Here is a 20,483-nt window from a genome sequence, read left to right as displayed (position 1 = left end):
GGGATCCTCCGGGAAGGGAACCATTCGCTCATGGCGCGAGTCCTGCTCATCGACGACGACGCGGAGATCCGTGAGACCACCGCCATCCGTCTGCAGATCGGCGGCCACCACGTGATCTCCGCGGCCAGTCCGCAGGAGGCCCTGACGGTGGCCGCCGACGAGCCCCATTTCGACGTGGCCGTGCTGGACCTGCACCTGCCCCGGGTGGACGGGGACGAGCTGCTGGACCTGCTGCGCAAGCACGACGCGACGGCCGACGTGCCGGTGGTCTTCTACAGCGCGAACGCCCCGCACGCCACCTCGGTGCACGGCCTGTCCCTGGCCGACACGAGGCTCACCAAGGGCCGGCCCCTGAACAGCCTCCTCGCCACGATCAGCTGCCTGTCGACCTGAGCCAGGTCCGACAAGGCGGGCGCACTCATCCGGTGCGAGTGAGCGAAAGCCACGTTTTCGCAGGTCATGCGGGGGTAGGCTTCGCACCGGGCGCGGCGCCGCAGCAGAGCGGCGACAGGGATGGGGCGCTACTGGCACCGGAACACCGCGCCGACCGAAGGGGGTGTCCGCTTGATGCGGATCGATGTGCGGATCGCGTGCGACGCCCGGCGTACCGCCGGCCGGACGGAAGGGGACGGCCATGTGGCCGCCTGAGCACGAGCGGTTCGCGGACCGTACGGCCGCCGGACGCATGCTTGGAGTCACCGTCGCGGAGCACCTGCGCCAGCGGGAGACCGCGAGCACGAAGAAGCCTCTGGTGCTGGCACTGCCCAAGGGTGGGGCGCCCGTCGCGGTCGCCGTGGCCGAGGCCATCGGCGCCGAGTTCGACCTCGTGATCTCCCGCAAGATCGGCCTTCCCTGGCAGGCCGACCACGGCGTGGGCGCGATCGCCGAGAACGGGCCCGCCGTGTTCGACCTCAGCGCCGTGGCCGCGGTCGGCCTCACCGTCAGCGACCTCTCGCCGGCCGTCCAGCGCGAGCGCGTGGAACTGCGGCGGCGGCAGGAGCGCTACCGCGGCTCGCGCCCCGCGCCCGACGTGACGGATCGTGTGGTCGTGGTCGTCGACGACGGTCTCGCGACCGGAGTGACGGCCCGGGCCGCCGTACGCGCGCTGCTGGTCGGCAAGCCCGAGCACCTGATCTTCGCCGCGCCGGTGTGCGCGGCCGAGTCGGTCGACCTGCTCGCCGCCGACGTCGACATGGTCATCGACATCCACAGTCCCCGCGAATTCCACGCGCTCGGACTGTACTACCACGATTTTGCCCCGCTGACCGACGCCCACGTCCTCGAGATGTGCTCGCAGATGTGGAGCGACAGCAAGATTCCTACGCCTGTGTAGCAATTCCCGCATCACCCATTCGCGATCCCGGTGCCGAAAAGATTTGGCACCGGGATCGCGGTGTTTATAACGCCCGGGGTGGGTAGAGCATCACCCCATGAGGGCGGAAGACCTGCGGGCCCGCGTCGAGCGGCGGGGTGATGCCACCGTCGTACGCCTCGCCGGCCGGCTGGACGTGGACAACTCGCCGGCGCTGCGCGCGGCGGTGCTGGCCTGCCTCGCCGCCGAGCCGTCGGTGATCGTGCTCGACGTAGCCGGCCTGCGCCACGACGACGACGTGGCCCTGACCGTGCTCCCCGCGCTGGCCCAGCACGCCGCGGCCTGGCCGGGCAGCGCGCTGACCCTGGCCGCCGCCCCGCCGTCGCTGGCCTCGGCCCTGGACCGCATGGCCGTGGCGCGGCTCATGCGGATGTACCCGACCGCCGACGCCGCCCTCGCCGGCGCCGCCGCCACCGAGGCGACCGAGCGGGTCCGCGCCACGCTGCCGCCCATGCTCGACGCCACCGCGGCCGCGCGGCACCTGGTCGGGCGGGCCTGCACGCGCTGGGGCTTCGACCGCCTGCGCGACATCGCCGAGCTGGTCGTGACCGAGCTGGTCAGCAACGTGCTGCGGCACGCCGGTACCGACATGGAGGTCACCGTCGCCCACGACCGCCGCCTGCTGCACGTCTCCGTGCGCGACCGCGGCCAGGGCGTCCCGCGCCTCGGCGGCCGGCCGAGCCGCCCGGCCCCGCGCCTCGGCCGTACCGGGCGGGAGAACGGCCGGCCGGACCCCGATGAAGGACCGCGCGAGGACGGCCGCGGACTGCTCGTCGTGAGCGCCCTGACGCGGGCCTGGGGCTGCATTCCGGTGCCCGACGGAAAGGTGGTGTGGGCGACCGTCGCCAATTGAAAAGCTCACCCTGGAACTCATCCGGCGACGTTGAATTCGCGCCGGAATTGGTGTCTACAGTGATCCGGAAAGCAAATCCGCCTCAAGATCAGGGGGAGTCTCCGCCATGGAGACAATGCCTACGGATTCGGTACTCGAACTGGACACCTGGCGGAATGGCGACGACGAGATTCTGCGTCCTTCCGGGGTCCTCGACTATTCGGCGAGCGTCGGCCTGCGGGTCGCACTCGCGCGGCGCCTAGACGCCGGCCAGCTCAGCCTGACCGTGGACCTGTCCCGGCTGCGTCTGCTCGACTGCGCGGCCGCGGACACCCTGCTGCACGCCCAGACCGACGCCGAGGAGCGCGGGGGTGCACTGCGCGCCCCGGGCGCGTCCGACCTGGTGCTGGACGTGCTCGAGATCATCGGGGCGGCGAAGCAGCTGCGGGCGTACGACGACCCGCCGCCCGGCGCGCCGCCGGTGGCCGAGGAGGAGTCGTCCGGCGACGCCGAGCCGCCGAGCCAGTGGACCACCGTCAACGAGCTGCTGCGCCAGGCCGCGGCGCTGGAGCGCGGCGACCCCCGGCGGGGCGCGCTGCGGGACCGCGCGGTGGCGCACAGCCTGCCGCTGGCCGACCGGCTGGCCCGCCGTTTCCACGGCATGGGGGAGTCACCGGCCGATCTGAGCCAGGTGGCCGCGCTCGGGCTGATGAAGGCGATCGAGGGCTTCGACCCGGACTACGGCACCGACTTCGGCGGCTACGCGACGCCGACGATCGTGGGGGAGCTCAAGCGGTACTTCCGCGACAAGGGGTGGGGCGTGCACGTTCCCCGGCGCCTGCAGGAGCTGCGGATCGAGATCAACCGTGTCCGCGACTCACTCGGGCAGCGCCTGGGCCGCTCGCCCACCCCGAAGGACGTCGCCGAGCATCTCGGGATCGACGAGGAGCAGGTGCTCGAGGCGCTGGTGGCGTCCTCGGCGTACCGACCGGTCTCGCTCTTCGCCCCTCTGGGTGGGGACGACGACGCGGGCACCCTGGCCGACGTGCTGGGCGACGACGACCGGGACATCGACGGCGTCGAGTTCCGCCAGGCCGTGCGGCCGCTCATCGCCCGGCTCCCGGAGCGCGAGCGCCGGATCCTGTCGCTGCGCTTCTACGGCAACCGCACGCAGGCTCAGATCGCCGCCGACCTGGGCATTTCCCAGATGCACGTGTCCCGTCTGCTCAGCCGCACACTGGAGGGGCTGCGCCGCGCTCTGCTGGACGGGTGAGGCCCCTGTTACGGATGGGGCCGGAGGCAAACGGTTGAGACGATCGCGGTACGGGTAGTACGCCCCCCGGTTCGACGAAGGGGGAGCCGTGACTGACCTCCACACCGTGGAGTTCGCCGCCGTGCTGCGCCAGCTCACCGCCCGGCTGATCGCCAGCGACGATCTTCACGAGGCGCTGGAGGACCTCGTGGAGACCGCCGCCGACCTGGTGGACGGTGCGGCCTGGTGCGCGGTCACGCTGATCCGCTCGGGCGGGCCGTCCACCGCGGCGGCCTCGTCCGGCCTGCCGGAGTCGCTGCTCGACAGCCAGTACGACAGCGGCGCCGGCCCGTCGATGGAGGCGATCCGAAACCGGGACATCACACTCAGCGACGACCTGGCCGCGGAGGAGCGCTGGCCGCAGTGGCGTTTGCGTGCGCTCGAGGCCGGGGTGAAGGCGGTCCTCGCGGTGCCGGTCGACATCGACTCGCACGCGATCGGGGCGCTCACCGTGTACGCCTCGGAGGCCGGCCGCTTCACCGCCGACATCGGGCTGACCGCCATGCTCGTGGCCGAGCACGCGGGCCTGCTGCTGTCGGCCGTGCTCGACCGCGGGCGCCGCGCCGAGGTGCAGGCGCAGCTCACCTCGGCGCTCACGGAGGCGCTCACCGAGGGCGAGATGGTCAACCGCGCGGTCGGGATCATGATGGTGCAGCGCGCCTGCTCGTCGGAGGCCGCGCTGGACGTGCTGCGGGGGACGTCGGCCCGGCTCGGCCTGCCGCTGACCACCGTGGCGGAGCGCCTGGTGCAGACCGTGGAGCAGCGGGTCAGCTCGTAGAAACCGACTTATGCGGTGTCGGGGTATAAATCCGATAAGTCGTGGCGCGGAGCGCCCGACTTATCGTGGCTGGACAGCGTCGGGCTGCGGAGCTTCATGAGGCGTTCGGCCGGCGTCTCGCCGCCGGGGGTTTTGCCGGGCCGGCCGTCGATCCATGTCCGCGGCCTGCCGCCCTGGTGCACCGCGTCCGGCCGGTAGGCGCCGCTACCCGAATGCCGGTGGCGGGGTGATCTCCCGGCTGATCGTGCACCGCGGCCGGCCCGGCTCCGCCGCGATCACGATCCGCTCAGGTGCGGCCCTCCTGTTCCTGGGCTCGCTGCAGCGTCGAGGAGTGCGGCACCCAATCGGCCAGGCGTACCGTGTAGCCCAGGCCCCGCAGCCGCTGTACCACCTCCGGGTCGTCGTCCACGACCAGCTCGATCCCGGTCTCCCGGGCCATCCGCCCGAGCTGGCGCGCCTTGAAGTCGCGGGCCGGGCGGCGGTCGTTCGGCGGGCGCATGAACAGCAGGTCGGCCGGCAGGTCCGCGGCGCGCAGCCACGCCGCCGTGACGTCGCGCAGGTACTCCGGGCGGCCCGTCAGCCACACGAGCACGTGCGAGTCCGCGTAGGAGCGGGCCAGTTCTACGCCCTCGGCCAGCACCGGGTCGCGGTCGGCCGCGGCGAAGAAGCGGGTCCAGTCCTTCGGGCGGCGGTCCAGGTACTTCAGCCGGTGCCGCACGTCGGCCACCACTCCGTCGATGTCGAACACCGCCAGCGAGTCCTCCATGCCCCCCAGTCTCTCCCGCAACCGCGCGGCAACGTCCGGCGACCTGGACGCGCACCCCGGGTTCCCGAGTCTTGAACGACACCGCCTCGGCGTCGTCTGATTGGAGATCCGGCATCATGCGAGCGATCCTGCGCCGTTCGACCCTGATCGCGGCCGCGGCGGCCGCCGGGCTGATCGGGGCCGGTACGCCCGCCCTGGCCGCCCCGGAGGGCACCGTCCTCGGCGCGAACGAGGCCGGCACGATCCGGGACCGCTACATCGTGGTCTTCAAGGACTCCGTGGACGCCGGCCGTACCGCGGCCGACGCCAGCCGGCTCGCCGAGCAGTTCGGCGGGCGCGTGGGCCGCTCGTTCAGCCGGACGCTCAAGGGCTTCTCGGCGCAGCTGTCGGAGAAGGCGGCGAAGCGGCTGGCGGTCAACCCGCTCGTGGACTACGTGCAGCAGGACAAGAAGGTGAGCGTCGAGGGCGCCGAGTCCGGCGCGCCGTGGGGGCTGGACCGCATCGACCAGCAGTACCGGCCGCTGAACGGCGCCTACACCTACGCGAGCACGGCGTCGAACGTGACCGCGTACATCCTCGACACCGGCGTGCGCCTGACCCACGCCGACCTCGGCGGCCGGGCGCGCTCCGGGTACGACTTCGTCGACAACGACACCGACGCGAGCGACTGCCAGGGGCACGGCACCCACGTGGCCGGCACCGTCGGCGGCGCCGCGTACGGCGTGGCCAAGAACGTGAAGCTGGTCAGCGTGCGGGTGCTCGGCTGCGACGGCTCCGGCAGCTACTCCGGCATCATCAGCGGCATCGACTGGATCACCGCCAACGCGCAGAAGCGGCCGTGGTGAACATGAGCCTCGGCGGCGACGGGGACGGCTCGGTGGCGGCGCCGGCACCCTCGACAGCTGGACCCTCACGGTCTAAAACCCTTCGCCCGCACCGTGCCCCGAGCCCTACGCTCGGGGCACGCTGCTGAAGGGGCACGATGCTGAAACGGACCGACCCCCGTCTCGTCCGGCTCGACGAGTCCTGGACCACCCTGCCCAACCCTTACGACATCCCGGTCGAGATCTGCGCCGCCCCCGGCGTGCCGATCGAGCCCGCCGCCCTCGACGAGCTGCTGACGGTCCTGGACACTCAGCGCAGCCTCGAGGCGCTGTCCCCGGACGCCCGCATCGAGCGCGTGGTCTGCACCCCCGACTTCCACAAGGGCGCCGGCATCCCGATCGGCACGGTCCTGCAGACCCGCGGCGCGCTGGTACCGCAGGCCGTCGGCAACGACATCAACTGCGGCATGCGCGTCGAGGCGACCACGCTGAGCGTCGAGCAGGTCCGCCCCCGCCTCGACGAGCTCGAGCGCCGCCTGCGCCACCTGTTCTTCGAGGGCGGCCGCCACATCGGCCTCACCCCGGCCCAGCGCGAGGGCCTGCTCCGCGCCGGCCTGCCCGGCCTGCTCGCCCACGGCCCCCTCGACACCCCGGTGCGGCACACCGTCCGCGACGGCGACCGCCTGCACGCGAGCGGCTTCCCGGCCGAGCACGCCGAGGAGTTCCGCGACTGGGTGCACAGCGGCGGCGGCACGAGCTACGACTCCATCATCGGCGGGGTCGGCGGCGGCAACCACTTCGCCGAGCTGCAGTACGTCGCCGCGGTCCACGACGGCCCGACCGCCTACGCGTGGGGCCTCGCACCCGGGCGGGTGGTCACGATGGTGCACAGCGGCTCGCTGTCGCTGGGGCACCAGGCTGGCGCCACCGGCCGCGACCTGGCCCGCAAGGGCTGGCCGACCCGGCTGCCGCAGCCCGCGAACGGCATCCTGCCGATGCTGCTGGACGATTCGACCCAGCAAATGCGGCGGCGGTACCTGACCAGCTTCGCGAACGCCGCGAACTTCGCGGTCGGCAACCGGTACTTCCTCAGCCTCATGCTGCGCGCGGGCCTCACCGGCGCCGTCGGCGAGCTCGACGCCCGGCTCGTCTACGACGCCCCGCACAACCTGCTGTGGCCCGGCGAGGACACGGTCCTGCACCGCAAGGGCGCCACGCCCGCCGGCCGGTCGGACGACGGCTGGGGCGAGCCGGTCATCGTCCCGGGCTCGATGGGCGCGCCCAGCTACCTGCTGCGCGGCCTGGGCAACGAGCGCGCGCTCGGCAGCGCGTGCCACGGCGCCGGGCGCAGCGTCCCGCGCGGCGCGGCGGCCCGGGGCAGCGACGCGGAGCTCGACGCCTTCCTGCGCGAGTTCCGCGTGGTGACGCCGCTGAACCACCGCGACCCGGCGGTGGCCACGCGGCGGGACATCATCGCGGCGTGGCGGCGCGACCTGAAGCAGGAGGCGCCGTGGGCGTACAAGGAGGTGCTCCCGGTCGTGGACAGCCTGCGCACCGCGGGCGTCGCCGAGCCGGTCGTCGAGCTGCGCCCGCTGCTGACCGTCAAGGGCTAACAGCGACGGCCTGCTGGGCCTGCTCGGCCTGCTGGGCCTGCTGGGCCTGCTGGGCCTGTCCGGCCTGCCCGGCCTGCTGGGCCAGGAGTGAGGCGAGCGCCGGGGCCGGCAGCGGGCGGGCGAACAGGAAGCCCTGGGCCAGGCCGCAGTCCAGCTCGCGCAGCACCGGCGCCTGGCCCGGGGTCTCCACGCCCTCGGCGACCGGGGACAGGTACATGCTGCGCGCCAACTCCGCCACCGCGCGGAACAGCGACTTGTCCTGCTGCTCCTCGATGCTCGCCCTCGGCCGGCGGCCGGACCTCAAGGTGGATGTTTCAGGCTACGGCGGCGGCAAGATCTCCCTCGTTCTCGTCGGCTGACGCGGTGCCCGGAAAATACGGTATTTTTCGGGCACCCAACCGGCCGGCTCCTGGCCCGCACGGTTGCGTGGGCGACATCGTGCAAAAAATTGCGTAGTCATGCACTACGCTTGCGGGCATGACTCGACGACTCGCTGAGGTGGCGAAGTACGCCGGCGTGAGCGAGGCGACCGTGAGTCGGGTGCTCAACGGCAAGCCAGGCATCTCCGACGCGACCCGCACGGCGGTGCTCACCGCGCTCGACGTGCTCGGCTACGAGCGCCCGACCAAGCTGCGCGGCGAGCGGGCCCGCCTGGTCGGCCTCGTGCTGCCGGAACTGCAAAACCCGATCTTCCCGGCCTTCGCCGAGGTGGTCGCCGGCGCGCTGTCCAAGCGCGGCTTCACCCCGGTGCTGTGCACCCGGACCGCCGACGGCGTCTCCGAGGCCGACTACGTCGAGATGCTGCTGGACCAGCACGTGTCCGGCATCATCTTCTGCGGCGGCCTCTACCACCAGGCGGCCGCGGAGCACGAGCACTACCACCGCCTGCACGACCGCGGCCTGCCCGCGGTGCTGGTCAACGCCGCGATCGACGACCTGGGCTTCCCGCGGGTGTCGGTCGACGACGGCCACGCGGTGGACCAGGCGTTCAACCACCTCAGCTCGCTGGGGCACAAGCGGATCGGGCTGATCCTCGGCCCGGCCGACCATGCGCCGTCCAACCGCAAGCTGGCCGCCTTCCAGGCCGCCGCGGCGGACTCGGGCACCGTCAACGCCGACGATGTCGAGCGCGTCATCTTCTCGATGGAGGGCGGCCGCGCCGGCGCCACCCGGCTCATCAAGCACGGCGTCACCGGCATGATCTGCGCCTCCGACGTGCAGGCGCTCGGCGCGATCCGGGCCGCCCGCCGGCTCGGCCGCGAGGTGCCCGACGACATCTCGGTGGTCGGCTTCGACGACTCGCTGTTCATGAACTGCACCGACCCGCCGCTGACCACGGTGCGCCAGCCCATCCAGTCGATGGGCCAGGCCGCGGTGACCCTGCTCGTCAGCCAGGTGGCCGGCACGCTCGTGCCGACCGAGGAGATGCTCTTCGAGCCCGAGCTCGTCGTGCGCGGCTCCACGGGTGCCCTGCAGGAGGCGCGGGCGGCCACCACGGCCGCGTAACCCCCACCGACCTCGAGCGCCACGACTCCTGCGGGAGTCGTGGCGCTCTTTGCGTTGGTTGCGCAACCGGCTTGCTGGGCGCGCTCCCACCGGCCGCCGGCGGGCGCCGCGCTTCCCGCCTGCGCGTTTTCGGGCGATTCCGTGCAAGTTGCGGGCCCTTGGGAGGGCGTCTGTGCAAACGCCTGTACGGAGATCATTAAAATTTTGCAACGGACCATGGACTTCTTGTGCGACGTGAGCCTAATCTCTTGCCAACGCCAGGCGGAAACCCTGACGCGATGCGATGGAAACCGAGCAGTAACGCGCTTGATGCACTCCGGCAGCCGACGTCAGGCTGCGCGCCCGTGCGAGCGGCCCAGGTCGGACGCCCCCCGCCCGCATGCCTTGCCGAAACACCCCCCAACAAGGAGCGACGATGAAGTTCTCACGTACCACGATGGCGCTGGCCGTCGCGGGTGCGCTCGCGCTCAGCAGCACGCTCGTCGCGTGCTCCTCGAGCGACAGTCCGAGCGGCGATGCGGGATCGACCACGCTCGACCCGAACACCAAGGTCACCCTCAACGTCGTGGGCCTGGTCCCCGGCGCCAAGCCCGAGGCGCAGAAGGCGCTGGCCGACGAGGTCGCGGACTTCCAGAAGGAAAACCCGAACATCACGGTCAAGACCCACGACTACGAGTGGAAGGCCACCACGTTCGCGGCCGACCTCGCGGGCGGCACGCTGCCGACGGTGTTCGAGATCCCCTTCACCGACGCCAAGACGCTGATCGCCAACCAGCAGATCGTCGACATGCAGGCGTACCTCAACCAGCTGTCGTACGCGGGCAACTTCAACAAGAACCTGCTGCAGTACGGCCAGGGCCCCGACGGCCACGTCTACGCCATCCCGGCGAAGAGCATCTACGCCGTCGGCCTGCACTACAACCGTGACCTGTTCACCCAGGCCGGCCTCGACCCCAACAAGCCGCCGACGACCTGGGACGAGGTCCGCACCGCCGCCAAGACGATCGCGACGAAGACCGGCCAGGCCGGCTTCGCCCAGATGGCCAAGGACGGCACCGGCGGCTGGCAGCTGACGGTCGACACCTACGCCCGCGGCGGGCGCATGGAGGACGGCAAGAAGGCGACGCTCACCAACGAGCAGACCAAGGCGTCGCTGCAGTTCCTCAAGGACCTGCGCTGGACCGACAACTCGATGGGCGCGAACTTCGACTACGACTGGTCGAGCATCAACCAGGCCTTCGCCGCCGGCAAGGTCGGCATGTACACCTCGGGCCAGGACGTCTACACGAGCCTGGTGCAGACGAACAACATCTCCCCGAAGATGTACGGCCTCACGATGATCCCCCTCGCGGGCGGTGACTCCGGCGTCCTCGGCGGTGGCACCATGGCCGCCGTGTCCAGCAAGGCCGCGGGCAACGACAAGGCCGCCGCGGTCAAGTGGATCGACTACCACTACCTGCGCAAGTACACCAACCAGGACGCCGCCAAGAAGAGCGCCGAGATCCAGATCGCGAGCAAGCAGCCCGTGGGCACCCCCGAGCTGCCGATCTTCTCGCAGCAGCAGTACCAGCAGTACCAGGACTGGATCAAGACGTACGTCAACGTCCCGGTGGACCAGATGACCACGTTCACCGGCAAGGTCTTCGACGCCAAGCTCGTCAACGAGCCGGCCGTGGCCACCCAGGACGTCTACAAGTCGCTCGACACGGTCGTGCAGGCCGTCCTGACCAACAAGGACGCCAACATCGACCAGCTCCTCACCGACGCCAACACGAAGGCGCAGCGCGCCATCGACGCGGCCGGCTGACCCGCACCGCGATGACCCGCACGGTGTGGGCCGCTGGGAGTCCGGCGGCCCACACCTGGCACTGTCCCCGAAGATCAGGACGAGGAGTGATGTTGTCGTGAGTACCTCGGACGTCGCCGGGGGCGGTCAGGGCGGGCGGGGCCGCCGGCGCAGTCCGGTGACCTGGGTCCAGCGCGGCGGGCTGAGCTCGGTCGCGTTCGCGCTGCCGCTGCTGGTCATCTTCGGCGTCTTCTCGTGGTGGCCGATCGTGCGGTCGGTCGTCATGAGCTTCCAGAAGACCAACCTCGTCGGGGACCCCCGCTGGGTCGGCTGGAACAACTTCCACTACGTGCTCACCGATCCGGACCTGCCGACCGCGATCGGCAACACCCTCTACTTCGCGCTGCTGGCCCTGGTGATCGGCTTCCCGATCCCGCTGGTGACGGCGGTGCTCATCAGCTCGGTCCGGCGGCGCAAGGGCCTGTACTCGGTGCTCGCCTACCTCCCGGTGGTGGTACCGCCGGTCGTCGCCGTGCTGCTGTGGAAGTTCTTCTACGACGGCGCCCCCGACGGCGTGTTCAACACCATCCTCGGCTGGGTCGGCCTCGGCCCCTACACCTGGCTGTCGAGCCCCGGCCTGGCGATGCCCTCGCTGGTCGTCGAGGCGACGTGGGCCGCGGCCGGCGGCACGGTCATCATCTACCTGGCCGCGCTCATCGGTGTCCCCGACGAGCTCTACGACGCCGCCGAGGTCGACGGGGCCGGCCTCTGGCGCAAGGTGTGGCACGTGACCATGCCGCAGCTGCGCGGCGTCCTGCTCATCACGTTCATCCTGCAGATCATCGGTACCGTCCAGGTGTTCCTGGAGCCCTACCTGTTCACCGGCGGCGGCCCCGCGAACGCGACACTGACGATCCTGCTCATGATCTACAACTACGCGTTCGGCAGCTCCCTGGGCGCGAACTACGGCGCCGCGACGGCCCTGTCCGTCCTGCTGGCCGCCTTCCTGGCGATCCTGTCGCTGGTGTACTTCAAGCTCACGTCCGGCTGGAGCAAGTCGTGACCGGTCCCGAGGGGAAGCGAAGCACCATGGCCGTCATCGATCCCGCCCGGCAGCGGCCGGGCGCCGGGCCCGTCGCGACACCGGTCGACGTGGCCAAGGCGGCCCGCCCGCCCCGCAGGCGCAAGACGTCCCAGTTCGAGGGCAGCCGCGGTTACGTCTCGGCCCAGGACTGGCGCAACCGCCGGGTCAGCCTGGTCATGAAGACCATGCATACGATCCTGCTGGTGTTGCTCCTCGTGGTCGGCATCGGGCCAGTGCTGCTGCTGGCGAAGTACGCGATCACGCCCACCCAGGACATCATCCGCACGCCCCTGGCGATCTTCCCGCACGGCGTGCGCTGGCAGAACATCAGCGAGGCCTGGAACGACGTCCGGATCAGCCACTACTTCCTCAACACCATCTGGCTCGCCGCCGGCTCGTGGTTCGTGCAGCTGCTGGTCGCGACCACGGGCGGCTTCATGCTCTCGGTCCTGCGCCCGGCCTGGGCCCGGTTCGTCAACGGCCTGGTGATCGCGACCCTGTTCGTGCCGAGCGTCGTGCTCCTCGTGCCGCTGTACCTCACGATCCTGAACCCGCCGCTGGTCGGTACGTCGCTCATCAACAATTTCTTCGCCGTCTGGCTACCCTCGGGCGCGAGCGCGTTCAACGTGGTACTTGTGACACGGTTCTTCGACAGCCTCCCGCGCGAGGTGTTCGAGGCGGCCCGGGTCGACGGGGCCAGCTCGTTCCGGCTGTTCTGGTCGGTCGTCCTGCCGATGTCCAAGCCGATCCTCGGCGTGGTGTCCGTGTTCGCGGCGATCGCGAGCTGGAAGGACTTCCTGTGGCCGATGCTGGTGCTCAAGGACCCGAACATGCAGCCGCTGTCGGTGCGGCTGCCCGCGATCGCGTCACAGACCGACCTGGGCGTGTTCCTCGCGGCCCTGGCCATCTCGACGCTTATCCCGGTCGTGTTCTTCCTCATCTTCCAGCGCATGTTCCTGTCGAGCGCCGGCCTGGGAGGAGCGGTCAAGGGCTGAGCCCGGGACCGTCGTTTCAACACCTTCGATCTTCGTGAGAAAGCAGGTTCCACGTGGCCGACCAAGCTTGGTGGCGTAGCGCCGCTATCTACCAGGTGTACTTGCGGAGCTTCGCCGATGGCAACGGCGACGGCGTCGGCGACCTGGCGGGCCTGCGGTCGCGCCTGCCGTACCTGGCCGGCCTGGGCATCGACGCCATCTGGATCGTGCCGTGGTACCCCTCGCCGCTCGCCGACGGCGGCTACGACGTCGCCGACTTCCGGGCCATCGACCCGATCTTCGGCACCCTCGCCGAGGCCGAGAAGCTCATCGAGGAGGCCCACGCCACCGGCATCCGGGTCATCTGCGACATCGTGCCCAACCACTGCTCCGACCAGCACGCGTGGTTCCAGCGGGCCCTCGCGGCCGCGCCCGGCTCGCCCGAGCGGGACCTGTTCTGGTTCCGCAAGGGCCGCGGCGAGCACGGCGAGCTGCCCCCGACCGACCTGCAGTCGATCTTCGGCGGCCCGGCCTGGACCCGGGTCGCCGACGGCGAGTGGTACCTGCACCTGTTCGCCTCCGAGCAGCCCGACTTCAACTGGGACCACCCGGCGGTGCGCGAGGAGTTCGAGGACATCCTGCGGTTCTGGTTCGACCGCGGCATCGACGGCATCCGCATCGACTCGGCCGCCGTGCTCATCAAGGACCCGCTCGTCAGCGACGTCTACGAGGACAACGAGGGCATCCACGAGGTGTACCAGGCGTGGCGGCGCATCGCCGACACGTACACCCCGCGCCGGGCGCTCATCGGCGAGGTCTGGCTGCCCGACCACGAGGCGTTCGCCCGGTACCTGCGCCCCGACGAGCTGCACACCGCGTTCAACTTCGCGTTCCTGGGCGCCCCCTGGGAGGCCGCGCAGCTGCGCCGCGAGATCGACATGACGATCGAGGTGCACGCCCCCGTCGCCGCCCCCGCCACCTGGGTGCTGAGCAACCACGACGTCACCCGCGAGGTGACCCGCTTCGGGCGCGAGGTGACCAACTTCGCCTTCGCCGACAAGCGCCGCGACGTGCCGTCGGACCTGGAGCTGGGCACCCGCCGGGCCCGGGCGGCCGCGCTGCTGACCATGTCGCTGCCCGGCGCCTACTACCTCTACCAGGGCGAGGAGCTCGGCCTGGAGGAGGTCGAGGACCTCGACGACGCGCTGCGCGAGGACCCCATGTTCCACCGCTCCGGGGGTGTGAACCCCGGCCGGGACGGCTGCCGCGTGCCGCTGCCCTGGTCGGGGACCTCGGCCCCGTTCGGCTTCAGCCCGCCCGACGCCACCGGGGAGCCGTGGCTGCCGCAGCCGGCGCGCTGGGGCGGGCTCGCCGTCGCCGCCCAGCAGGGCGAGCCGGGATCGTTCCTGCAGCTGTACTGTGACGCGCTGCGCATCCGCCGCAACGAGCCCGCGCTCGGCGACGGGCCGATGCACTGGCTGGACTCGGCGCCGCAGGTGCTCGCCTTCACCCGCGGCGCCGGCGACTTCGCCAACGTCACGAACCTGGGTGCGGAGCCGGCCGTGCTGCCGCCGCACCGCGAGGTGCTGCTCAGCAGCGCCCCGCTCAACCCGGACGGCACCCTGCCGGCCGACGCCTCCGCCTGGCTGCGCCTGGCGTAACGGCACCTGCACGGGGGACTCAGACGCCGGGCGGTCGCACAAGTTGGCGGGTGCGGCCGCCCGGCCCTTTCTCGCTAACTTAACTGTTAATACCGGGTCGACCCCAGAGCGTTAACTGTTAAGACGATCCACAATCTTGATGGTCCGCGGCGCCGCCCAATATGTTCTCTGACAAGGAAAGACACTTCCTTGTGGAGGCGGCACATGCGTTCCACCCTGACCGTCGCGGCGACATCCCAGCCGTTCCGATGGTGACGCCGGATTGTTCCGGGAACAGAGGCGGGGCGCTGGCCACACCGGCGCCCCGTTGTTCTTCACTGCCATCGAAGGTGCTGTGACAAATGCCATCGAAGATTCTGTAGACCCCGCCGGGCGGCCCGGCCCGCTCGCGCTACTCCCAGTCCCAGCGCAGGCCGTAACGCCCGGGACCGTAGTCGAGCGCGATCGCGTGCACCGTGTGGCCCGTGTCGGCCTCCATTGACAGGACCTGTTCGTCCTGCCCGTCCATCTGCTGGAACTGATACACGGCCCGGGGTAACGCGGCGGCGTCGAAACACACCTCGACGACGTATTCACGCACCGGCAGCCGGAACTTGCGCTCGTACTGAGTCGCCAGCGGAAACGGCGGATAATTGTTCAGCGCGTGCTCGGTGATGACCGTCTCGCCCTTGGCGAGCGGGCGGTCGAACAACAACTCGGCCAGCAGCAGGCCGCTTTCCGGGTGCTCCACGACCCGGCCGAGCCGGCAGTTGCGCACCGGGGTCAGCAGCGGCAGCGGGTTCCCCGGCACGTCGAGGCGGATGATCGCCACCCAGCGGTCCGGCCCGTCGGCCTCGGCCCGCAGCACCTGCCGCACCAGGAACGACACCTCGCCGCGGTCCGGGCCCACGTTGACCCGGTCGTGCTGGCTGAGCCGGGTCAGCCGCTCGTCCCAGCGGGTCTCGATGCCCTGGGCCAGGTCGACGATCAGGTCCCGTTCGGACCAGAACGCGCCCAGCTCCACGGTGTCGGGGCTCTTGTGCAGGTGCCGGCCGCGCGGCCGCGGCGGCCCCACCAGGGCCGCGAGGGAGCCCGGCTCCACCTCGAGAATCTTCTCGAGCTCGGCCAGCGCCGCGAGCGACTCGCGCCGCTCCGGCCGGCTGCGCCCGGTCTGCCAGTAACTGAGCGTGGCCAGGCTCACCGAGTAGCCCTCCGCGCGTAACCGCTCCTGGATGCGCTCCAGCCCCAGACCACGTGCCTGGATTGCATCTCGTAGCGCGCCAGCGAAGTCGACCATCAGCCCCCCGGGAGCCATCCTCGCGTTCCGGGCCGCACACACGCAAGCGCGCGTTTGAGCCGAGGCCGATTCGGTTACCCGTCCGTCATGGGCGAGCGGTGGTACACCGAGAGTGTCATCTACTGCCTGGACGTCGAGACGTTCCAGGACTCCAACGGCGATGGTATCGGCGACTTTCAAGGTCTCATCAGTCGGCTGGACTATCTGACCAGGCTCGGAGTCAACTGCCTGTGGCTCAGTCCCATCCATCCGACGCCCGGCAAGGACGACGGCTACGACGTCACGGACTTCTACAACGTCGATCCGCGGCTGGGCACCCTCGGCGACTTCGCCGAACTGCTGCACCAGGCCGCGAACCGGGGCATCAAGATCATCATCGACCTCGTCGTCAACCACACCTCCGACGAGCACCCGTGGTTCCAGTCCGCGATCTCGTCGCCGGACTCGCCGTACCGCGACTGGTTCGTCTGGGCGGACAAGGAGCCCTCCGACCGCCACCAGGGCATGGTGTTCCCCGGTGAGCAGGCCGAGACGTGGACGTACCACCGCAAGGCCCGGGCCTGGTACTACCACCGCTTCTACAACTTCCAGCCCGACCTGAACTTCACCAACCCGCAGGTGCGCACCGAGATCAAGAAGATCATGGCGTTCTGGCTCCAGCTCGGCGTGGCCGGGTTCCGCATGGACGCGGTGCCGTTCATCATCGAGCTCACCGAGCCCGGCAACCCGAACAGCCCGATGGACTTCGACTTCCTCTCCGAGCTGCGCGCCCACGTCCAGTGGCGCCGCGGCGACGCGATGCTGCTCGCCGAGGCCAACGTCGAGCCGGAGAAGCTCCCCGAGTACTTCGGCGACTCCGGCGGCTCCGGCAACCGCATCCACATGCTCTTCGACTTCATGCTCAACGTCCGCCTCGTGCTCGCCCTGGCCCGGCAGAACCCCGAGCCGGTCATCGAGTGGCTGCGCACCACCCCGAAGCTGCCGGCGGGCGGGCACTGGGCCACGTTCCTGCGCAACCACGACGAGATCGACCTGTCCCGGCTCACCGCCGAGCAGCGCGACGACGTCTTCGCCGAGTTCGGCCCCGACCCCGACATGAAGCTCTACGAGCGCGGCATCCGCCGGCGGCTCGCCCCGATGCTCGGCGGCGACCGCACCCGCATCGAGCTGGCGTACTCGCTGCAGTTCACCATGCGCGGCACGCCCGTCCTGCGCTACGGCGAGGAGATCGGCATGGGCGAGGACCTGTCCCAGCAGGGCCGCTACGCCATCCGCACCCCGATGCAGTGGTCGTTCGACAAGAACGGCGGGTTCTCCGCGGCCGAGCCCATCCGGCCGGTGATCAGCAAGGGCGAGTACGCGTACGAGAAGGTCAACGTGACCGCCCAGCGCCACGACGACAAGTCCCTGCTCGCCTGGTTCGAGCGCATGATCCGCACGCTGCGGGAGAGCCCGGAGGTCGGCAACGGCACGTGCACCGCCGTCGACCAGCCGCTGCCGCCGGGGGTCCTGGCGCATCGGGCCGACGGGCCGACCGGCTCGATGCTGTTCCTGCACAACCTCGGCACCGACGACGTGGTCGCGGACCTGAGCTCGCTGGCGGCCGACACCAACCACCCCAACGACGTGTTCGCCGACAAGGAGTACCCGGAGGTCGGGGACTTCTCCGCGCTCGCGCTCGGCCCGTACGGGTACCGCTGGATCAGGCTTAAGCGGGAGAACGTGTAAGGGGGATCTGCACCGGTTCGACCGGGCGGCCGAAGTGCCAGCCCTGGCCCAGGTCGCAGCCCAGGGCGGCCAGGCGGGCCGCCTGGTCGGCCGTCTCGATCCCCTCGGCGGTGACCGTCATCTGCAACGTGTGCGCGAGGCGGATGACGGTCTCGACGATCTGCTCGTCGACGTGGTCGCTCTCCAGCTTGCGGATGCCGGCCATGAAGGCGCCGGCCAGCTTCAGCCCGTGCACCGGCAGGTGGCGCAGGTAGGCCAGGTTCGAGTAGCCGATCCCGAAGTCGTCGATGACGATCCGCACGCCCAGGTCGGCCAGCTGCCGCAGGGTCTGCACCGGGCGGCCGGTCTCCTGCATGAGTACCGTCTCCGTCAGCTCCAGCTGCAGGCTGGCCGGCTCCAGCCCCGACTCGGCCAGCGCCGCCCGCACGTCGTCGAGCAGCCGCGGGTCGGAGCACTGCCGGGGCGAGACGTTGACGCTGATCAGCAGCGGCGCCCCCGACGGGTCACGCGGCCACGCGGCCGCGGCCAGGCACGCCTCGCGCAGCACCCACCGGCCCAGCGGCAGGATCATGCCGGACTGCTCGGCGACCGGGATGAACGTGTTGGGCGAGACCGTGCCGAGCTCCGGGTGCCGCCAGCGCAGCAGTGCCTCGGCGCCGCGCAGCCGGTTGTCGGCCAGGCCCACCAGCGGCTGGTACACCAGCTCGAACTCGCCGCGGTCCAGGGCGCCCGAGAGCCGCCCGGTCAGCCCGTACTGCAGCAGCTGCTGCGCGTTGCGCTGCTCGTCGAACACCGCGTAACGGGCGCGGCCGTCGGCCTTGGCGAGGTACAACGTGGCGTCGGCGGCCCGCAGCAGCTCCTCGGGCTCGGCCCCGCGCGCGGGCTGCTCGACGATGCCGATGCTCGCCGAGACCGCCAGCTCGTGGCCGTCGAGGCGCACCGGCCGGGACAGCTCCTCGAGCATCGACTCGGCCAGCGCGGTCAGCTCGTCGGGCCCCTTCGTGTCACGCACCACGACGACGAACTCGTCGCCGCCGACCCGCGCCACGAAGTGCCCGGCCCCGTTGACGCAGCCCCGCAGCCGATCGGCGAGGGCGACGAGCAGCTCGTCACCGTACCCGTGCCCGAGCGTGTCGTTGATGGTCTTGAACTCGTCGAGGTCCAGGAAGCACACCCCGATGCGGGCGCCGTCCTCGGCCTCGCGCAGCGCCTCGGTGAGGTGGCCGTAGAGCAGTACCCGGTTCGGCAGCCCGGTCAGCGGGTCGTGGTGGGCCTGGTGGTGCAGCTCGCGCTGGAGGGTGTGCTCGGCGTCGGTGAGCGCCCGGGTCCACGCCCGCCGGATGCGCTCCTGGTCGTCGAGGATCTTCTGCCGCTGCGCCCGCGCGAACCCGGCCGCGAACCCGCCGAGCACCTCGCCCGTGGCCGTGTTCGTCAGCACCCCGATCGAGCGCTGCAGCGCCTCCGGGCTGTTGAGCCCGATCTGGATCAGGGCGGCCCCGACCTCTTCGGCCGCCGCCGCGTCACCTGTCGCGAGGGCGCCGGTCAGCTGGACGGCCTGGCGCTCGAAGAAACGCTGCAGAGCATCGGCGCTGAGGTCGAGATAGCTCGTCTGCCGCACGGCCGCGAGCCACTGCCGGGCAAGCTGCGACAGCGCCGGATCGATGCCGTCCGTGCCCGCCACTCCATCACCCCCGGCGAAGATTACTGCACGGCGGCCCCGCGAAGAATCGACGCTCAGTACCGTTCTGCCGCCGTTTCGGTGAGCCCGCCGACGAACCGCGCCAGGAGCTGCGCGAACGCGGCCCGCTCGGCCCGCGACCAGTTCCGCGTCGCGTCGGCGAACCGCCGCCGGCGCGCCTCGTGGACGCGCTCGCAGAGTTCCCGGCCCGTCACGGTGAGTACCAGCAACGCTTTCCGCCCGTCGCGCTGATCCGCCTCCCGCCTGATCAGCCCCGCCTCGACCGCGTTCGCGACGAGCTTGCTGGCGCGCGGCTGCGCCACGTCGAGCGCGCTGGCGATGTCGGTCACGGTGACGGGCCGTTCGCCGGCTGCACCGCCCTCGACCGCGTCGACGACGTCGAAGAGCGCGGGGTCGGCCTCGGGCGAGCTACGGGCGAGCGCGCGGCGCGTCTGCCGCCGCCGGATGGCCACCATCGCGCCCTCGATGACGGCAAGCACTCTTGCGTCTTCGTCGTCGTATTGCATAACCTTTATTATCTACATCCTCTCGTGTATGTAGTTCCGTCTCGTCAGGAGTGTGCCATGCGTCCCATCGGGTACTGGCTGCGCGAGCTCGACCGGCGCCTGGAACTGGCCTTCGCCGACGCCTTGTCGGCATCGGGGGCGACGCGGCGGGAGTGGCAGGTGCTGAACGGCCTGGGCCCGGACGCGCCGTTCTGGGTGGCGGGCGAGCCCACGTACGCGGACGTGGTGTCATCCTTGACCGCGCGCGGCTGGACCACGCCGGACGGCACGGTGACGGAGGCGGGCGCAGCGGCGCGGGCGGCACTGGCCAAGTCGGTCGAAGAAATCCGGGCGAAGTCCTTGACAGGCGTGGAGGACGACTCTTACCTGGTCACGGTGCGGACGCTGGAGCTCATGGCCGCGAACCTTCCGGCGGGGGGTCACGGATAGCTACGGCGGTTGACGGTGGGCGATCGGCGGAGATCGACTGAGGCCGAAATTTGGATGGCCTGGGTAGCGTGGATTTAGCGGAACGGCCCACCGCACGGCAGGGGTGCGTTGTTTCGCTCGTGCTCTGGTTGCTGCTGCCTTTCGCCTGTCGTTGGTTACGGGTCGCCGCTCGCTCGTGTCGCCGCTCGCTCGCTGCCTCGCGCGCGTGGCTCACGGCGATGGGGTAGGTGCAGTCGTCGGCGGCGGGTGGCTGCCGTCGGCCGCGGCGGTCACGCGTCGGCGGTGGGTGGATGCCGTCCGCCGTGGCGGTCACACGTCGGCGGTGGGTGGATACCGT

At 70.9% G+C, this 20,483-nt stretch carries 19 protein-coding genes; 14 read left to right on the top strand and 5 right to left on the bottom strand.

Going from position 1 to position 20,483, the window contains the following annotated elements; genetic code table 11:
• Positions 1-30 precede the first annotated feature (30 nt).
• The 5 genes from ACPPVO_RS53695 to ACPPVO_RS53675 all read left to right on the top strand — a co-directional run bounded on the left by ACPPVO_RS53695 (position 31) and on the right by ACPPVO_RS53675 (position 4,294).
• Positions 31-393 (top strand): response regulator, encoded by a 363-nt coding sequence (locus tag ACPPVO_RS53695; RefSeq protein WP_426507190.1) that lies wholly within the window; start codon positions 31-33, stop codon positions 391-393.
• A 241-nt stretch (positions 394-634) separates the two neighbouring features.
• Entirely contained in the window at positions 635-1,333 is a 699-nt protein-coding gene (locus ACPPVO_RS53690) for a phosphoribosyltransferase (protein WP_426507188.1), read from the top strand.
• A gap of 97 nt (positions 1,334-1,430) precedes the next feature.
• Entirely contained in the window at positions 1,431-2,225 is a 795-nt protein-coding gene (locus ACPPVO_RS53685) for an ATP-binding protein (RefSeq protein ID WP_426507186.1), read from the top strand.
• Positions 2,226-2,331: 106 nt separating this feature from the next.
• Complete coding sequence (locus ACPPVO_RS53680; RefSeq protein ID WP_426507185.1) at positions 2,332-3,477, top strand: SigB/SigF/SigG family RNA polymerase sigma factor; 1,146 nt, start codon at positions 2,332-2,334, stop codon at positions 3,475-3,477.
• An 88-nt stretch (positions 3,478-3,565) separates the two neighbouring features.
• Positions 3,566-4,294: a GAF and ANTAR domain-containing protein gene (locus ACPPVO_RS53675; RefSeq protein ID WP_426507184.1), complete on the top strand. Its 729-nt coding sequence runs from the start codon at positions 3,566-3,568 to the stop codon at positions 4,292-4,294.
• Positions 4,295-4,580: 286 nt separating this feature from the next.
• On the opposite strand, the gene ACPPVO_RS53670 is transcribed toward ACPPVO_RS53675, so the two are convergent.
• A complete protein-coding gene (locus tag ACPPVO_RS53670; protein ID WP_426507182.1) occupies positions 4,581-5,060 on the bottom strand; it encodes an LNS2 domain-containing protein in 480 nt (159 codons plus the stop codon).
• Positions 5,061-5,176: 116 nt separating this feature from the next.
• Here ACPPVO_RS53670 and ACPPVO_RS53665 point away from each other — a divergent pair, with 116 nt between their 5' ends.
• Together ACPPVO_RS53665 and ACPPVO_RS53660 are read left to right on the top strand one after the other, a co-directional pair.
• Positions 5,177-5,905, top strand: coding sequence for a S8 family serine peptidase (locus ACPPVO_RS53665; RefSeq protein WP_426507180.1), 729 nt, complete (start codon positions 5,177-5,179; stop codon positions 5,903-5,905).
• A 137-nt stretch (positions 5,906-6,042) separates the two neighbouring features.
• Complete coding sequence (locus ACPPVO_RS53660; RefSeq protein ID WP_426507179.1) at positions 6,043-7,497, top strand: RtcB family protein; 1,455 nt, start codon at positions 6,043-6,045, stop codon at positions 7,495-7,497.
• Here ACPPVO_RS53660 and ACPPVO_RS53655 read toward each other — a convergent pair.
• Positions 7,487-7,801, bottom strand: a complete 315-nt coding sequence (locus ACPPVO_RS53655; RefSeq protein ID WP_426507177.1) for an EAL domain-containing protein — start codon at positions 7,799-7,801, stop codon at positions 7,487-7,489. The two genes, ACPPVO_RS53660 and ACPPVO_RS53655, sit on opposite strands and share 11 nt — an antisense overlap.
• A 173-nt stretch (positions 7,802-7,974) precedes the next feature.
• Between ACPPVO_RS53655 and ACPPVO_RS53650 the strand changes: the two genes are divergently transcribed.
• The 5 genes from ACPPVO_RS53650 to ACPPVO_RS53630 all read left to right on the top strand — a co-directional run bounded on the left by ACPPVO_RS53650 (position 7,975) and on the right by ACPPVO_RS53630 (position 14,508).
• The gene (locus tag ACPPVO_RS53650) at positions 7,975-9,003 is read left to right on the top strand and encodes a LacI family DNA-binding transcriptional regulator (protein ID WP_426507176.1); all 1,029 of its coding nucleotides are present in this window, start codon (positions 7,975-7,977) and stop codon (positions 9,001-9,003) included.
• A 415-nt stretch (positions 9,004-9,418) separates the two neighbouring features.
• Positions 9,419-10,810 carry an ABC transporter substrate-binding protein gene (locus ACPPVO_RS53645; protein ID WP_426507175.1) on the top strand — a complete coding sequence of 464 codons (1,392 nt, stop codon included), beginning with the start codon at positions 9,419-9,421 and terminating at the stop codon, positions 10,808-10,810.
• Between the two features lie 97 nt (positions 10,811-10,907).
• Positions 10,908-11,852 carry a carbohydrate ABC transporter permease gene (locus ACPPVO_RS53640; protein WP_426507173.1) on the top strand — a complete coding sequence of 315 codons (945 nt, stop codon included), beginning with the start codon at positions 10,908-10,910 and terminating at the stop codon, positions 11,850-11,852.
• A 26-nt stretch (positions 11,853-11,878) separates the two neighbouring features.
• Entirely contained in the window at positions 11,879-12,868 is a 990-nt protein-coding gene (locus ACPPVO_RS53635) for a carbohydrate ABC transporter permease (RefSeq protein ID WP_426507171.1), read from the top strand.
• Positions 12,869-12,921: 53 nt separating this feature from the next.
• The gene (locus tag ACPPVO_RS53630) at positions 12,922-14,508 is read left to right on the top strand and encodes a glycoside hydrolase family 13 protein (RefSeq protein ID WP_426507170.1); all 1,587 of its coding nucleotides are present in this window, start codon (positions 12,922-12,924) and stop codon (positions 14,506-14,508) included.
• A gap of 391 nt (positions 14,509-14,899) precedes the next feature.
• On the opposite strand, the gene ACPPVO_RS53625 is transcribed toward ACPPVO_RS53630, so the two are convergent.
• The gene (locus ACPPVO_RS53625; RefSeq protein ID WP_426507168.1) at positions 14,900-15,784 is read right to left on the bottom strand and encodes a helix-turn-helix domain-containing protein; all 885 of its coding nucleotides are present in this window, start codon (positions 15,782-15,784) and stop codon (positions 14,900-14,902) included.
• An 87-nt stretch (positions 15,785-15,871) separates the two neighbouring features.
• Between ACPPVO_RS53625 and ACPPVO_RS53620 the strand changes: the two genes are divergently transcribed.
• Positions 15,872-17,512: an alpha-amylase family protein gene (locus ACPPVO_RS53620; RefSeq protein WP_426507167.1), complete on the top strand. Its 1,641-nt coding sequence runs from the start codon at positions 15,872-15,874 to the stop codon at positions 17,510-17,512.
• Here the strand turns inward: ACPPVO_RS53620 and ACPPVO_RS53615 are convergent.
• Both ACPPVO_RS53615 and ACPPVO_RS53610 read right to left on the bottom strand, forming a co-directional pair.
• Complete coding sequence (locus ACPPVO_RS53615; protein WP_426507166.1) at positions 17,493-19,193, bottom strand: putative bifunctional diguanylate cyclase/phosphodiesterase; 1,701 nt, start codon at positions 19,191-19,193, stop codon at positions 17,493-17,495. The genes ACPPVO_RS53620 and ACPPVO_RS53615 overlap by 20 nt on opposite strands.
• A gap of 53 nt (positions 19,194-19,246) precedes the next feature.
• On the bottom strand, positions 19,247-19,717 hold the full coding sequence (locus ACPPVO_RS53610) for a MarR family winged helix-turn-helix transcriptional regulator (protein WP_426507165.1): 471 nt from the start codon (positions 19,715-19,717) through the stop codon (positions 19,247-19,249).
• Positions 19,718-19,774: 57 nt separating this feature from the next.
• Here ACPPVO_RS53610 and ACPPVO_RS53605 point away from each other — a divergent pair, with 57 nt between their 5' ends.
• The gene (locus ACPPVO_RS53605) at positions 19,775-20,146 is read left to right on the top strand and encodes a hypothetical protein (RefSeq protein ID WP_426507164.1); all 372 of its coding nucleotides are present in this window, start codon (positions 19,775-19,777) and stop codon (positions 20,144-20,146) included.
• Positions 20,147-20,483 lie beyond the last annotated feature (337 nt).

It is taken from the genome of Dactylosporangium sp. McL0621, from assembly GCF_049995355.1.
In the GTDB taxonomy this organism is placed as follows: Bacteria; Actinomycetota; Actinomycetes; order Mycobacteriales; family Micromonosporaceae; genus Dactylosporangium.
Note: the sequence above shows the minus strand (reverse complement) of the source record. Positions and strands in the feature narration are given on the sequence as shown.